Raw genomic sequence first — 12962 nt, forward strand, 5'->3', positions numbered from 1 at the left:
AAATTCGAGAATGTGAAAGAGCTTGAGATGGGCTTGAAGGAGTACATCCACTACTACAACAACGATCGGATCAAGATCAAACTAAAAGGGCTGAGTCCTGTGCAGTACAGAACTCAGCCCTCTATGGCCTAATCAGCCTTTTAAACCGTCCAACTTATTGGGGTCAGTTCATTGCTGTGGCTTTTTCTTTGGGACCCGCGACGGTCAGCGTGCAGGCCAGATCACTGATCGCTCAGGCGATCACTTCTTGTTTTTCTTATTGCTTTTTTTGTGTTTCTTGGCAGCTTTTTTGTCAGCCTTTTTGACCGCTTTCTTGGCGTGCTTTTTCTTGGCAGGAGCTTGTGCGTTGGTGGCCGGTGTCGTGTGGGTTTCTGGCGCAGCGGCTGCAGCCACGACAGGCACGGCAGCAGGTACTGTTGCAGGTGTGACAGTTTGTGCCATGGCGGCAACTGCCAACAAGCTGGTCACAAGGGCGGAAATGGACTTGATCATGCTAGGCCTTTTTGATGTTGTTGAGTTAAAAGACCACATTATCTTTGCCAAAAGTGGAAATTTTCGGATGCGATATTTTTTAATCGATGTCGAAAGCATGTGTTTCAAATTCTCCACTTTGACGATCTGCAAAGTAATGCACCAGGGTTTCGCGCACGGTTCTGAAGGCGAGTTCGTCCCAAGGGATCTCAGATTCGGAGAATAATTTGGCTTCCATCGTTTCATGGCCGGGGTCGAATTGGTCGCTGGTCAGGCGGGCCCTGTAATACAAATGCACCTGGCCCACTCGGGGCACGCTCATCACCGTGAACAGATTTTCCATGATGAATTGCGCGCCTGCTTCTTCGGTGGTTTCCCGGGCCGCGCCCTGTGAGGTGGATTCACCCAGCTCCATGAAGCCCGCGGGCAAGGTCCATTTGCCCTTGCGCGGCTCAATGTTGCGTTTGCACAGCAAGACCTTGTCGCCCAGCCATGGCACGGTGCCCACCACATTGAGCGGGTTTTCGTAATGGACGGTGTGGCAGGCCGTGCAAATGGCGCGCTCTTTGGTGTCACCATCATCGGGCAGGCGCCGCGCTACGGGGGCGCCGCATTGTCGGCAGTGTCGAATGGTGCGGTCAAACATCATGGGGGCTCAATGGGTGTGTGGCTGAAGTGTTCAGACAGAGTCTAACCACTTGAGTGCATGAAAAAGCCCCCAAGGTCATGAACCGAGGGGGCTTGGAAGCTTTCAGTGTGTCAGATCAGGTGAGGTACTGGATCAGAAACAGCGAGATGCCAGGGAAGAACAGCAGCAGCAAAGTGCGGATGGTGTCGCTGATCAGGAAAGGCATGATGCCTTTGTAGCTTTCGCTCAGTGGCACGTCTTTGGCCATACCGTTGACCACATAGACGTTCAGCCCCACTGGCGGTGCCAGCATGCCAAAACCCACGGTCATCAGCACCATGATGCCGAACCAGATGGCGGTGTGCTCGGGCGTCATGCCGAAGTCCAGCTTCATGATGATCGGGAAGAAGATCGGGATGGTCAGCAGCAGCATGGACAGCTCGTCCATCACCGCACCCAGCACCACGTACAGCAGCAAGATGCCCGAGACCACCATCAGCGGGGCCAGGTTCATCGACACCACCAGCTCGGCCAACTGACCGGGCACTTGGGTGCGTGCCAAAGACGCGTTCATGACGTCAGCGCCCATGAAGATCATGAAGATCATGGCGGAGCTGATGGCCGTGGCGTGGAAGCATTCCAGAAACTTGCCCCAAGTCAGCTCGCGCTTGAGCAAGGCTGCAACGAAGGTGGACGAAGCACCGACTGCAGCACCCTCTGTGGGCGTGAAGTAACCGGCATAGATGCCACCAAACACGATCACGAAGATGGTGGCAATCGGCAAGATGCCTTTGAGCGATTCAAAAGTCAGCTTCTCAACTTCTTCGGTGTCAGGGGCTTGGCCAGGCACCACGCGCACATAGATGGCGATGGCGATCATGTAGCCCACCATGGCGATGATGCCGGGCAGCATGGCGGCCGCAAACAGCTTGGCAATGTTCTGCTCCGTCAGAATGGCGTAGATCACCAGGGGCACGGACGGTGGGATCAAGATGCCCAAAGTGCCGCCTGCGGCCAGTGTGCCGGTGGCCAAGCGACCCGAATAGCCGTGACGCTTCATCTCGGGCAAGGCCACACCGGTGATGGTGGCCGCTGTGGCCACCGACGAGCCGCAGATGGCACCAAAGGCGCCACAAGCGAGCACGGCACCCATGGCCAGACCACCTTTGAAGCGGCCCATGACGGCGGCAGCGAACTGGAACAAGGCCTTGCTGATGCCGCCTTGCGTGGCAAAGTGGCCCATCAAAATGAACAAAGGGATCACCGACAGGTCATAGTTAGCAAGTCGGGCAAAAGCCAGGTTGTTCAAGAAGTTCAAGAAGGGCGAGACGCCTGTCTGCAGGATGAAGCCGGCCGCACCGGCCAGGAACATGGCGCCAGCGATGGGCACACGCACCACCATGAGCAGCAGCATGATGCCGAAAATCAGCAAAGCCAAAGTGATCGGGGTCATGACGAGGCCTTATCGTTGTTTTCAAATTTGGAGAGGGCTTGCATCGCTGCGATGAAAGCGGTGATCCCGAAGGGGATGCACATGCTGGTGAACACGATCCAGTCGGGAAAGCCCAGCAGCATCGAGGCGCCCATGGTCTCTTTGGCGTTGATGGCCGCAGCGCCGCAGCGCCATGACAGCAAGACAAAAATGACCGTCATGAACAGGTCACCCAAACGGTCGAGTTTGAAGTTGAAGGCTTCACTGCGGTTGGCGGTGAAGAAATCAACAATGATGTTTTCTCGCTTGAGTTGGCACAGTGGCATGAACAGCGCAATGGCGGCTCCTGCGCCGACCCCAGTCAGCTCGAAGTCACCGATCAAGGCGGTGTCGAAAATGTTGCGGCCAATCAGGCTGTAGCAAGTCATCAGCATCAGGCCGGTCATGACCAAGCCCCCTAAGATGCTGCAGAGCCGTGCTATCCGCTCTAAAGAGTGTGAAAACATCATGGTGTTTGCAGGATAAAAATAATAAAAATGTGCCTAATGTAGGGCACGGATGCTGTGGGTATCAGGACACAACAGCAGCAATAAAAAACCTGAGCAAGCTGCCTTCAGCCATTGCCCAGGTTCTCAGTGGTGCATTTACTTGGTGTATTGCTTGATCAGATCGGTCGCGCTTTGCAGCATGCCCTTGCCGTCCATGCCTTTGCCAGTCATTTCAGCGACCCAAGCATCGTCCAGTTGGTCGGTGGCTTTCTTCCATTTTTCCAGCTCAGCCTTGGGGATGATGCTGATTTTCTGGTTGGCAGAAGCTTCAAAGACCTTCTTGCTGGGTACGTCCTGACCGGCTTGGGTTTTGCCCAAGAATGCAGACAGTTCGCGACCGGAGTTCTTGTCGATGACCGCCTTCAAATCAGCAGGCAAAGATTCGTACTTGGCCTTGTTCATGGGGACCACGAACACGGTGGTGTACAGCGCGTTGTAGCTGCGGTCGGTTTCGGCGGTGAAGTTGGTCAACTCGTTGACCTTCAGGCCAGGTGCCACTTCGTATGGAATCACGGCACCGTCGATCACGCCTTTGGACAAGGCTTCAGGCACTTGCGGCACGGGCATGGCGACAGGCGTGGCGCCCATCATGGCGACCATTTTGTTGACCTGGCGTGTAGGGGCGCGCACTTTCATGCCCTTGAGGTCGGCCATGGTTTGCACGGCTTTGCTCTTGGAGTAAATATTGCCTGGGCCGTGCACGTGAATGGCCAGCATCTTCACGTCCTTGAAGTCTTCTTGGGCATATTTTTGCCCGAAGTCCCAAGCAGCGCGGCTGGTGGCTTCTGCGTTGGTCATCATGAAGGGCAGCTCGAACACTTCCAGCTTGGCCAATTTGGGGGTGTAGGCTTGCAGTGTCCAGGCCACATCGACCACGCCGTCACGGGCTTGTTCATACAACTGCACCGGTGTGCCACCCAATTGCATGGCGGGGAAGATGTCGCATTTCAGGCGGTCTTTGGAGTCACGGGCAATGGCTTTGCACCAGTCGCCCAGCATGGTGGTGTGCTGAATCGACTGTGGGCCCAGGAAGTGGTGAACCTTCAGGGTGATGGTCTGGGCTTGAACGCCCAAACCTGCGAGTGCCAAGCCAGCGGCCAGAACGGTTTGTTTCAACAGTTGTTTCATGCGAAGAACTCCTTTGAGGTTTGTCTGCGGACAATCATAAAACCAACCGATCGGTCGGTTAATTGGTGTTTACCCAATGCGTGCGCATCCATTTGGAAAAAGGGATCACATTGAGATGGATTGACATGAATTATGTTGCAAGTTGTTCTGATTTATATCGGGGTAAATACCGGTATTTCAGAAATTCATGCACTTTTTTTCATTTTTGAATGTCGACGGTCAAACTGCCCAAGCCAGTGACTTGGCCGACCAGTCGATCGCCTTGAACGACTGCCGCCACGCCTTCAGGAGTGCCTGTGAAGATCAGGTCGCCGGGTTGAAGTTCCCAGGCCGCTGACAGGTGCTCGATGGTTTCGGCAATATTCCAGATCAATTTGTCAATACTGCTGCGTTGACGGTCTGCACCGTTGACTTGCAAGCTGATTTCAGCGTTGATCACATCACCGGCTTTGTCTTTGGGTGTGATGGGGCCGATGGGGCCCGATTGGTCAAAGGCTTTGCCAATGCACCAAGGGCGCCCCTGTTTTTTCATGTCGTTTTGCAAGTCACGACGCGTCATGTCCAAGCCTACGGCGTAGCCGTATATGTGTTTCTCGGCATCGGCGGCTTGGATGTTTTTACCACCCACACCAATGGCCACGACGAGTTCAATTTCGTGGTGCAGGTTTTGGGTGAGGCTGGGGTAGGGCATGCTGCCGATTTGGCCGGCATCCACGACCACCAGGCTGTCGGTGGGTTTGAGAAAGAAGAAAGGTGGTTCACGCCCTGTGAAGCCCATTTCTTTGGCATGTTCTTCGTAGTTGCGGCCCACACAATACACGCGGTGGATGGGAAAACGCTCGGGCTGGCCTACAACCGGCAAGGCAACAGTGGACGTGGGTTCAAATACAAAACTCATGGAAGGCTTTCAGTGAAGAGGGTGAAAGAGCGGTGCTGTGATTGTTCGTAAGTGGGCTTACTATACGGGTTCGGCGCTGCAGTGCTGACCCGCAATAACCCTAGAAACATGGAAGCAGTGAGAGCATGACGAAGCATTTGGATGTGGCCACCGCGCCAGGGCACTTGATTCGCCGTGCGCAGCAAATCGCAGTGGCGATTTTTGCCGAACATTTGGCCGCAGCGGACATCACGCCTGTTCAATTTGCGATCTTGAATGCTTTGCGTGACACCCCCGATATCGATCAAGTGACTTTGGCCAAACGCGTGGCTTTTGATCCGGCGACTTCTGGCTCGGTGATCGGTCGTTTGGAGGCCAAGGGTTGGCTCAGTCGCCAGCCGCACGCCACAGACCGTCGCCGCAAATTGCTGGTGATCACGCAGCAAGGCGTTCAGGCCTTGGCGAACATGCAGGCCGCAGTGGCTCAGGTGCAGACACAGATTCTGGCCCCACTCAGTCTTGACGAGCAAAAACAGTTCGTGGCTTTGCTGGGCCGTTTGGTGGCGGGACACGAGGCGCAGTAAGGCCTGCAGGGCCGCAGACTCAGGCCGACTGGTACGTCAAGGCGAAGTGTTCGACTTGGGGTGGCACCGCAAAGAAGGGGCCCACAATGGCACGCCACTGCGTGAACAACTCGGATTCGCGAAAGCCGACGGTGTGGTCTTCCAGGGTGTCCCAGAAAATTTGCAAGACAAAGCGCTCGGGGTTTTCGATGCCGTGGTTGACCTTGGCACCGCGAAAGCCTTTGGCTTGGCTGGCGACCGTGTTCAGGCCATGTTCGATGGCTTTTTGAAAGGCGGCTTGCTGGCCGGGCTGGATGCGGATGTCGGCGATTTCAAGGATCATGGGGGGCTCCATCTGGCGGTTGCAAAGCCAAGACCTTAACGCAAGTTAAGGGGTGTTGGCCGGTGCCCAGGTTGCCTGCGCGACTGTTCAGATGGCCGCAATGCCTTGGCTCAGTTCAAGCGCGGCGGGCGTGATGCATGCCACACCAGCGCCGCAAACAGAAGGGACACGATGGCCAGTGCGCCTGTGCTGGTCATCCAGAAGGTGTCTACGCTGGGGCGTTGCGCCCAGGTTCCAAGGCCTTGGTAAGCCAGGCGATAACCGCCATACAGGCCCATGCCCCAAAGCAAGGTGGTGTACAGGATCAAGGGCGCCAAAGTGATGCGGTAGCACCGCAGTAAAAAGGCGCACACCGCTTGCACAGCATCCGCCAGGTGGTACAGGGCGACCCAGCCCAGCCACACCGTTGCAGCTTGTGCCACGGCGGCATCGCTGGTGAATGCCTGCGCAATCTCGCGGCGCCATGTGCCCAGCAATCCCGCACCGAGCAGGGCTGCTAGCACGGTCAATCCAATGCCCATGCCTGCGGCTTGCCGCGCCTTGAACGCTTGAGATGCGCCCAGCCAATAACCCGTGCGTGCGCTGCTGGCGATCCCCAGCGCCAGAGGCACCATGTACAGCACAGCAGCCAAGCTGGCGGCGATTTGGTGGCTGGCCGAGGACACAGCGCCCAGGCGTGCGATGAACAAGGCCATCAAGGTGAACGAGGTGACCTCGACCATGATGGACAAGCCCGCTGGCACGCCCAGTTGCAAAAAGCGCCAGAGCGTGGGCCCATGCGGGGCCTCCATTTTCTGCCACAGTTGATGGGGGCGGTAGATGTCTTGTGTGCGCAGCAGATACAGACCCGTCAGGCACATGAACAGGTTCACCCCCAGCGTGGCCCATGCACAGCCCACCACCCCCATGCCATCGATCTGGACACTGCCCAGCTGGAGACCAAAGGTCAAAGCATAGGACAGTGGGATTTTCACCAGCAAGGCACCCGCTTGCAGCGCGGTCACCAAACGGGGGTAGCCCAAACTCTGGTTGAGTGTGCTGTACATGCGAAACAGCAAAGAGGGTATCAAGGCAATGGCCAGCACTTGAAGGTAGCTGCGCACTTCTGGCCAAAGCGCGGGCGGCACATCGGTCCAGGCCAACCAGGGCTGTGGAAACCACAAAGCGGCGAAGCCGATCAGGGCCGCGCCTGCGCAGATGTAGAGCGCTTGTCGCACCGATGGTCCAATCTCGGCCAGTCGACCTGCGCCGCGCAACTGAGCCCAGACGGGCAGTGCCGATTGCAGCATGCCGTTGAGCGCCACATAGATGCTGATGTAGATCGATGACGCCAGCGACAGCACCGCCAGGGCTTGGGGGCTGTAGCGTCCAGCGATCAGGGTGTCGGCAACGCCAAAGGCCATGACGGCCAATTGCCCGACGAGAACAGTGCCCGCGTGGCGGGCGATGATGCCCAGCTCAGACATCGTTCAGGGCATGGCCGCTGTGGGCTTGAAGATGACAATGCTTTCTTCTTTGTTTTCCACACGAGGTGCTTGGGCCACTTCAGTCCAGCCGAGTTGTTTCAGTTTGGTGGACAGCAAGGACAGGTTGGTGCGATCCACAATCAGCCAACGGCAATCTGTTTGCGGCATGTGGACCGACATGAGTTGTACTTTGGCGTGAAATCGTAAGGCAGCGCCTTGCGCTCGGCTGATGCCTGCGTATTGGAGGCAATTGACAGGCCCTGTGAGTTGGGTGACTTTTTTCACCATGAGGACATAGCTGCGTGAGAAATCAAGCAAGGACAACCACAGGCTCATGACCAGCATCCAACACAGCACAGCACCACTGGCTGGTAACACCATGCTCTTCCAGATGGCCGTCCGATGGTGGCCAATTCGCCATTTGACGAGCCAGAACCAGGCCAGTGTCGCTGTCAGCGCAAGTGAAAAAGTGGCCCATGAGAATTCAGGTGCGAATCCTGGCACCAGTCTGGCGACATTGATTGCGGGTTGGGCAGGCATGCCTGTTTGCATTGAGATCCAGACGACCCAGACGATCAGTGCACAAATGCTGAAAAACAGCAGGGTGAACCAGTCAATCCAAGCGCTCAGGCTCCTGCGCAATGTGGGTAAAGCAAAAGCAGCCAACGTTGCCACGGCGGGCAGCGAGACAAGCAAAGCGCGGTCAGACAAGCCAGTGACCCATGTCGTTCCAATGGTCACTGAGGCAAACCACAGAGGGAGTCCCAGATGCGGATAGCGCCATCCCTGCGAGAGTTGGCCGCGCCAACGCCACAAAGACCACAATGCCAAGGGCCAAGCGGGCCAAGTGAACCACATCATGAGTTTGGCCAAGATGTGCAGGTCCACCATGTGATGAGGAACAACACGCCAGCGCCACAGATCCAAGACTCCTGCAGTGGTAATGCACAGCAGGCAAATCAGCGCCAGCAAACCCAACTCGAGCATGCTCAATCGCCGCTGACTCGGATCGGGTTGCGCGATGGCTCGAATCCATGAGCCACCAACGCCCAGCCATAACGCCAAACTGGGCGCACCCGACAAGGTCAGACCCAGCATGCCCACTGCAAAAGACAAACCGCTGTAGATGCGATGGTTGGGCAAAGTAGACAGGCCCAGAAAAAGCAAGGAGGCCAGACACAACTGACTGAGTGCAGGTGTTATTTCATGCGACAAGCGCGCTAGGCCAAGACATGCCATCAGCGCCAGTAAGCCGCCATCGGCCAGTGCGCAGGCGTAATCTTTGGGTTTGGCTTCCCCTCCAAAAGCGAAGGCAACGGGTTGCGCTGCAGGGTGACGGGCCAGCGCGTAAACAGCGTACCAAGTGGATGCAAGGGTCAGTGCCAACATGCCCATGAAAGGAACACGGGCAAAAAAATCTTCCCAGCCAGTGGGTGCAAGGCGGATAGCGGCGGCACCCAGCCAGAAAGGCAGCAGTGCCAGACTGTCGTCCTGCTGTCCGAGCAAGGTGGGTTTGAGCCAGCTGACAGCCTCGCCCCAGGCAGGTTGGGCCAATTGAAGCATGTAGCCAAAGGCTTCTATGTCTTCGGACTTCCAAGGTGCACGACCCAAAAAACCAGGCAGTACATAAGCAGCGCACAGCAATAGCAAGGCCAAACGTGGCAGACGGCGTACAGCATGTTGTGCAACGATGGCGGGGGTGGGCTGGTTCACAGGATCAGAAGATAGCAGGTCTGTTGCAAAAGAGGTGCCAGAGGCCATGCCAAGGCAAAAGGTTTTCCCAATGCAACAAGGGCAGACCGGTTGCCCGGACTGCCCTTGCGGGGAAGAAGAACAGCAGATTATTTGCCGCTGGAAATCTTGCCGAAACGGTTGCGGAATTTCTCCACGCGGCCACCCATGTTGTCCACTGACTTTTGTGTGCCAGTGTAGAAGGGGTGCGACTCGCTGGTTGTGTCCAGCTTGTACCAAGGCAATTCGCGACCGTCTTCCATTTTGATCATCTCTTTGGTGTTAGCGCATGAACGGGTCACGAACTTGAAACCATTGGACATGTCTTGGAAGCAAACTTCACGGTAGTTGGGGTGAATGCCGTCTTTCATGGGGAAATCCTTTTATTTTCGCTACGGTAGCCACACTTCAGACCATCTGAGTGCACTTTCCGCAAAACCTATCGATTATAGGGCATCAGCCGCCGCGTCGCATCATGTCGAAGAATTCGGAGTTGTTCTTCGTGGCTTTCATGCTCTTCAAGACCATTTCCATCGCCTCGATTTCGTCCATGTTGTACATGAATTGACGCAGGATGCGGGTTTTTTGCAGCACTTCGGGCTGCAGCAGCAACTCTTCGCGGCGGGTGCCGCTGCGGTTGAGGTTGATGGCTGGGAACACGCGTTTTTCGTACAGGCGGCGTTCCAGATGGATCTCGCAGTTGCCGGTGCCCTTGAATTCTTCAAAGATCACCTCGTCCATGCGGCTGCCAGTGTCAACCAGCGCCGTAGCGATGATGGTGAGGCTGCCGCCTTCTTCCACTTTGCGTGCGGCACCAAAGAAGCGCTTGGGGCGTTGCAAAGCGTTGGCGTCCACACCGCCCGACAACACTTTGCCCGAGGAAGGCACCACGTTGTTGTAGGCGCGGGCCAGTCGGGTGATCGAGTCCAGCAAAATGACCACGTCTTTTTTCAGCTCGACCAGGCGCTTGGCGCGCTCAATCACCATTTCGGCCACGTGCACATGGCGGGCAGCGGGTTCGTCGAAGGTGGAGGAGATCACTTCGCCGCGTACGCTGCGCTGCATTTCGGTTACTTCTTCCGGGCGCTCGTCGACCAGCAAGACCATCAGGTGCACATCGGGGTAGTTGGCCGTGATGGCGTGCGCGATCTGCTGCATCATCACCGTCTTGCCCGACTTGGGCTGGGCCACGATCAAGGCGCGTTGGCCGCGGCCAATCGGGGCAATGATGTCGATCACGCGGCTGGTGATGTTTTCTTCACCCTTGATGTCGCGCTCCAGGCGCATCTGCTCTTTGGGGAACAGCGGCGTCAAGTTCTCGAACATGACTTTGTGTTTGTTGTTCTCGGGCAGGTCGTCGTTGACCTTGTCGAGCTTGGTCAGGGCAAAGTAACGCTCGCCGTCTTTGGGAATGCGCACTTCGCCTTCGATCATGTCGCCGGTGTGCAAATTGAAGCGTCGTACCTGGCTGGGGCTGATGTAAATGTCGTCTGTGCTGGCCGTATAGCTGGAGTCGGGGCTGCGCAAAAAACCAAAGCCATCGGGCAGGATTTCGAGCACGCCATCGGCAAACACCTGTTCACCGCCTTTGGCGCGCTTTTTGATGATGGCAAACATCAGTTCCTGTTTGCGCATGCGACCCGTGTTCTCGATTTCGAGCGTATCGGCTTGCTTCAGGAGTTCGGACACATGAAGTGCCTTGAGTTCATTCAAATGCATGGGAGTTGGCCTGTATATCAACGATCCGTTGGGGATCGTCATCAGTGAACCGGGTGGAGGTGTTCAGAACCGGAGGTCGCCCGGGGTCAGGGGCAGTAAGTACCGGTGGTCAAGGCGGATTTCCCTGTTGGGGGTGCCTTAAGGGAAATTATGACAGGTTTTTGGCCGTGCCAGAAAAAGAAAAACCGGGTACGAATGTCCCGGTTTTATCTGCTGTCCTGCGGGTCATTCCGCCGACATCTTGATCAGGCCAATTGCTGGTCGATGAAGGCGGTCAATTGCGATTTGCTCATGGCACCGACTTTGGTAGCTGCCAGTTGACCGTCTTTGAAAATCATCAAAGTGGGGATTCCACGGATGCCGAATTTGGCCGGGATGTCGCGGTTTTCGTCCACGTTCATCTTAGTCACTTGCAGTTTACCTTCGTAGGCACCAGCCACTTCGTCCAAGATCGGGGCGATCATTTTGCAGGGGCCGCACCATTCGGCCCAGAAGTCCACCACCACCGGTTGGCTCGACTGGAGCACGTCGGCGTCAAAACTGGTGTCGGTGATGTGTTTGATCAAATCGCTGGCCATGGCCTTTTCCTTGTGAACATTGCAGATGCGGCTAAAGTTACGGCTATTTTGACAGAATCCAGACATGCGCATCTGTCACGCGTGTGTTGCCACCCTTTGTTTTGATGTCTTTGATCACACCAACTCCCCAAGTCACGCCATCCTCCGATCTTTCAGTGGATGTCGCCATCATCGGAGGCGGGCCTGCTGGCCTGATGGCTGCCGATGTGTTGTCTCATGCCGGGGTGTGTGTGCATCTGTTTGACGCTATGCCATCTGTGGGGCGCAAGTTTTTGCTGGCGGGGCGTGGTGGCTTGAACCTCACCCATTCCGAGGATGCAACTTCATTTCGCCATCGCTATGGTGAAAAGGCTGCCCAAGTCGGGCGCTGGCTGGATGTCATGGATGCGCAAGCGGTCAGGGATTGGGCGCATGATTTGGGCATCGAAACGTTCGTCGGTACGTCCGGACGTGTTTTTCCGATCGAGATGAAAGCAGCCCCGCTGCTGCGGGCCTGGCTTCACCGATTGCGGCATCCCGCCTCGGGTGTGCCTGTGCAGTTCCACATGCGCCACCGCTGGCTGGGTTGGCAGCAGGAGAGGCTGCTTTTTGATCAATCTGTGCAAGCGACGACGCTGGCCGTGCGTGCCAAAGCGACCGTATTGGCTTTGGGCGGTGCGAGCTGGCCACGTCTGGGCTCGGATGGCGCCTGGGTGCCTTTGCTGGGTGCCCGAGGTGTTGCTGTGAATGCCCTGAAACCTGCCAATTGCGGTTTTGATGTTCTTGGGCGGGGGGCGGCCGGTTGGAGCGATCACTTTCGGACGCGATTTGCAGGGCATCCTGTGAAGTCGGTGGCGATTTTGGTGCCAGCTTGGGCTGACGACAATGCGCCAGCGCGGTTTTTACGCAAAGGCGAGTTTGTGGTGACCGAGTCCGGCATCGAGGGCAGTTTGGTGTATGCCGCATCCGCATGGATGCGTGATGATCTGCAAGACCACGGTCAAGCCCGACTGCTGATGGATTTGCTGCCGGACAAGTCTCCGGAGCAGGTCCTGTCCGCGGTCAAGTGGCCTCGGGGCAGTCGCAGCTTGTCCAGCCATCTCAAGAGTCGTCTGGGCTTGGACGGGGTCAAAATGGGCCTTTTGCACGAGCTTTGCTCCCCAGAGGTGCTCAGCCAGCCCGAAAAATTAGCCCAGCAGATCAAAGGGTTGCCTCTGCCACTCAAAGCAGCCAGACCTGTAGACGAAGCAATCAGCACAGCCGGAGGCGTGGCATTCGAGGGCTTGACGGCAAGTTTGATGGTTCAAAATTGTCCCCATGTCTATTGCGCCGGTGAGATGCTGGACTGGGAGGCGCCCACTGGGGGCTACCTGCTGACGGCTTGCCTGGCCAGTGGAAAACATGCTGCGCACGGTATTTTGGAAAATATTTTCAAAAAAACTTGAGATCGATGTATTCCAAACTGTCTTGTGCTGCGTTGAGGATGTGTGAGTAACTTC

Annotated in this window: 15 protein-coding genes; 3 read left to right on the forward strand and 12 right to left on the reverse strand. The window is 56.5% G+C overall.

The features are described 5' to 3' along the window. Positions 1-132: IS3 family transposase (locus tag B9Z52_RS14955; protein ID WP_146182808.1), on the forward strand; the 132-nt coding region annotated here is incomplete at its 5' end. Between the two features lie 108 nt (positions 133-240). On the opposite strand, the gene B9Z52_RS14960 is transcribed toward B9Z52_RS14955, so the two are convergent. The 6 genes from B9Z52_RS14960 to B9Z52_RS14985 all read right to left on the reverse strand — a co-directional run bounded on the left by B9Z52_RS14960 (position 241) and on the right by B9Z52_RS14985 (position 5105). Beyond that, entirely contained in the window at positions 241-591 is a 351-nt protein-coding gene (locus B9Z52_RS14960; protein WP_146182869.1) for a hypothetical protein, read from the reverse strand. Next, a complete protein-coding gene (locus tag B9Z52_RS14965) occupies positions 572-1120 on the reverse strand; it encodes an NUDIX hydrolase (protein WP_108414660.1) in 549 nt (182 codons plus the stop codon). The genes B9Z52_RS14960 and B9Z52_RS14965 overlap by 20 nt, the downstream gene beginning before the upstream one ends. 115 nt (positions 1121-1235) lie before the next feature. Beyond that, positions 1236-2552, reverse strand: a complete 1317-nt coding sequence (locus tag B9Z52_RS14970; protein ID WP_108414661.1) for a TRAP transporter large permease — start codon at positions 2550-2552, stop codon at positions 1236-1238. Continuing rightward, entirely contained in the window at positions 2549-2977 is a 429-nt protein-coding gene (locus tag B9Z52_RS14975; protein ID WP_233251982.1) for a TRAP transporter small permease, read from the reverse strand. The genes B9Z52_RS14970 and B9Z52_RS14975 overlap by 4 nt, the downstream gene beginning before the upstream one ends. Positions 2978-3175: 198 nt before the next feature. After that, positions 3176-4207: a TRAP transporter substrate-binding protein gene (locus B9Z52_RS14980; RefSeq protein ID WP_108414663.1), complete on the reverse strand. Its 1032-nt coding sequence runs from the start codon at positions 4205-4207 to the stop codon at positions 3176-3178. 199 nt (positions 4208-4406) lie between these two features. Beyond that, entirely contained in the window at positions 4407-5105 is a 699-nt protein-coding gene (locus B9Z52_RS14985; RefSeq protein WP_108414664.1) for a fumarylacetoacetate hydrolase family protein, read from the reverse strand. Between the two features lie 125 nt (positions 5106-5230). On the opposite strand from B9Z52_RS14985, the gene B9Z52_RS14990 reads away from it, so the two are divergent. Beyond that, the gene (locus B9Z52_RS14990; protein WP_108414665.1) at positions 5231-5668 is read left to right on the forward strand and encodes a MarR family winged helix-turn-helix transcriptional regulator; all 438 of its coding nucleotides are present in this window, start codon (positions 5231-5233) and stop codon (positions 5666-5668) included. Positions 5669-5687: 19 nt separating this feature from the next. Here the strand turns inward: B9Z52_RS14990 and B9Z52_RS14995 are convergent, their stop codons facing one another. The 6 genes from B9Z52_RS14995 to trxA all read right to left on the reverse strand — a co-directional run bounded on the left by B9Z52_RS14995 (position 5688) and on the right by trxA (position 11484). Next, the gene (locus B9Z52_RS14995; RefSeq protein ID WP_108414735.1) at positions 5688-5990 is read right to left on the reverse strand and encodes an antibiotic biosynthesis monooxygenase; all 303 of its coding nucleotides are present in this window, start codon (positions 5988-5990) and stop codon (positions 5688-5690) included. Positions 5991-6100: 110 nt separating this feature from the next. Then, a complete protein-coding gene (locus B9Z52_RS15000; RefSeq protein ID WP_108414666.1) occupies positions 6101-7456 on the reverse strand; it encodes an MATE family efflux transporter in 1356 nt (451 codons plus the stop codon). A gap of 3 nt (positions 7457-7459) precedes the next feature. After that, the gene (locus B9Z52_RS15005; protein ID WP_108414736.1) at positions 7460-9169 is read right to left on the reverse strand and encodes a hypothetical protein; all 1710 of its coding nucleotides are present in this window, start codon (positions 9167-9169) and stop codon (positions 7460-7462) included. A 128-nt stretch (positions 9170-9297) separates the two neighbouring features. Further along, on the reverse strand, positions 9298-9558 hold the full coding sequence (locus tag B9Z52_RS15010) for a type B 50S ribosomal protein L31 (protein WP_108325113.1): 261 nt from the start codon (positions 9556-9558) through the stop codon (positions 9298-9300). Positions 9559-9643: 85 nt separating this feature from the next. Next, entirely contained in the window at positions 9644-10906 is a 1263-nt protein-coding gene (gene rho, locus B9Z52_RS15015; RefSeq protein ID WP_108414667.1) for a transcription termination factor Rho, read from the reverse strand. A gap of 245 nt (positions 10907-11151) precedes the next feature. Beyond that, positions 11152-11484 (reverse strand): thioredoxin TrxA, encoded by a 333-nt coding sequence (gene trxA, locus B9Z52_RS15020; protein ID WP_108414668.1) that lies wholly within the window; start codon positions 11482-11484, stop codon positions 11152-11154. Between the two features lie 104 nt (positions 11485-11588). On the opposite strand from trxA, the gene B9Z52_RS15025 reads away from it, so the two are divergent. Continuing rightward, entirely contained in the window at positions 11589-12908 is a 1320-nt protein-coding gene (locus B9Z52_RS15025) for a TIGR03862 family flavoprotein (RefSeq protein WP_108414737.1), read from the forward strand. Positions 12909-12962: the final 54 nt, after the last annotated feature.

Source organism: Limnohabitans sp. Jir72 (genome assembly GCF_003063575.1).
Taxonomy (GTDB): domain Bacteria; phylum Pseudomonadota; class Gammaproteobacteria; order Burkholderiales; family Burkholderiaceae_C; genus Limnohabitans_A.

Coding starts and splice junctions, on each gene's coding strand:
- B9Z52_RS14960 (WP_146182869.1), bottom strand. CDS start 591: ATGCTTTCGACATCGATTAAAAAATATCGCATCCGAAAATTTCCACTT.
- B9Z52_RS14965 (WP_108414660.1), bottom strand. CDS start 1,120: ATGATGTTTGACCGCACCATTCGACACTGCCGACAATGCGGCGCCCCC.
- B9Z52_RS14970 (WP_108414661.1), bottom strand. CDS start 2,552: ATGACCCCGATCACTTTGGCTTTGCTGATTTTCGGCATCATGCTGCTG.
- B9Z52_RS14975 (WP_233251982.1), bottom strand. CDS start 2,977: ATGACCGGCCTGATGCTGATGACTTGCTACAGCCTGATTGGCCGCAAC.
- B9Z52_RS14980 (WP_108414663.1), bottom strand. CDS start 4,207: ATGAAACAACTGTTGAAACAAACCGTTCTGGCCGCTGGCTTGGCACTC.
- B9Z52_RS14985 (WP_108414664.1), bottom strand. CDS start 5,105: ATGAGTTTTGTATTTGAACCCACGTCCACTGTTGCCTTGCCGGTTGTA.
- B9Z52_RS14990 (WP_108414665.1), top strand. CDS start 5,231: ATGACGAAGCATTTGGATGTGGCCACCGCGCCAGGGCACTTGATTCGC.
- B9Z52_RS14995 (WP_108414735.1), bottom strand. CDS start 5,990: ATGATCCTTGAAATCGCCGACATCCGCATCCAGCCCGGCCAGCAAGCC.
- B9Z52_RS15000 (WP_108414666.1), bottom strand. CDS start 7,456: ATGTCTGAGCTGGGCATCATCGCCCGCCACGCGGGCACTGTTCTCGTC.
- B9Z52_RS15010 (WP_108325113.1), bottom strand. CDS start 9,558: ATGAAAGACGGCATTCACCCCAACTACCGTGAAGTTTGCTTCCAAGAC.
- rho (WP_108414667.1), bottom strand. CDS start 10,906: ATGCATTTGAATGAACTCAAGGCACTTCATGTGTCCGAACTCCTGAAG.
- trxA (WP_108414668.1), bottom strand. CDS start 11,484: ATGGCCAGCGATTTGATCAAACACATCACCGACACCAGTTTTGACGCC.
- B9Z52_RS15025 (WP_108414737.1), top strand. CDS start 11,589: ATGTCTTTGATCACACCAACTCCCCAAGTCACGCCATCCTCCGATCTT.